This window comes from Micromonospora deserti (assembly GCF_003236335.1).
Taxonomy (GTDB): domain Bacteria; phylum Actinomycetota; class Actinomycetes; order Mycobacteriales; family Micromonosporaceae; genus Micromonospora; species Micromonospora deserti.
The window spans coordinates 1-718 of record NZ_POUB01000537.1 but is presented as its reverse complement, the minus strand read 5'-3'; the positions used below and the strand labels follow the sequence as shown (position 1 = coordinate 718).

Below are 718 nucleotides of genomic sequence, written 5' to 3'. Positions count from 1 at the left end.
GGTGCGGGGGGCGCGGGGGAGCTGGACCACCACCGTCTGCGCCCGCTTGTCGTGCAGCGCCTGACGCAGCGGTTGGTCGAAGAGCGGGGAGAGCGCGTCGATGAGCTGGAGCAGCAGACCCAGGCCGCAGCAGTACCAGAGCAGGGTGGGCAGTCCGAGGGTGTTCCAGCGGCGCAGCGCCCGGCCGAAGCCGAGCGGTTCGTCGGCGGCGAGCGGCACGACCTTGATGCCCACCACCCGCTTGCCGAAGGTCTGCCCGCCGGAGGCCATGGGCGGCACCTCGTACGCCAGCCACAGCGCGGAGGCGATCAGCAGGATGACGATCTGCAGCCCGCCGGCCTGCTCACTGGGCTGCGGCAGCCCCTCGGTGGAGGTGTCACCGGCCACCGCCCGCCGGAGCACCTCCCGCCAGTACGGGGTGACCTCCTCGACCAGCCGCCAGACGAACCAGCCGTTCACCACCGCGTTCAGCACGAACACGATGCCGAAGTCGATGAGCCGGGCGACCAGCCGGGCGCCGAAGCCGGCCAGCGGCAGCCCGTGCGGGCGGGGCTCCGGCGGCCGGCCCGGCCAGGCACCGGCCGGCCAGCCGGGCGGCTGCGCCGTTGGGTAGCCGGGTACCCGTCCCTGCGGCTGGCCCGGACCCCACTCGGGCGGGTACCCGGGATGCGGCTGCACCGGGTGCGTGCCCGGCGCGGGGCCCGGCCCGGAGACCGGG

General features: G+C 75.5%; 1 protein-coding gene. It reads right to left on the bottom strand.

Features of this window, described 5'->3' with window-relative positions; genetic code table 11:
- On the bottom strand, positions 1-718 hold a 718-nt coding region (locus C1I99_RS31785; RefSeq protein WP_111137799.1), incomplete at both ends, for an RDD family protein.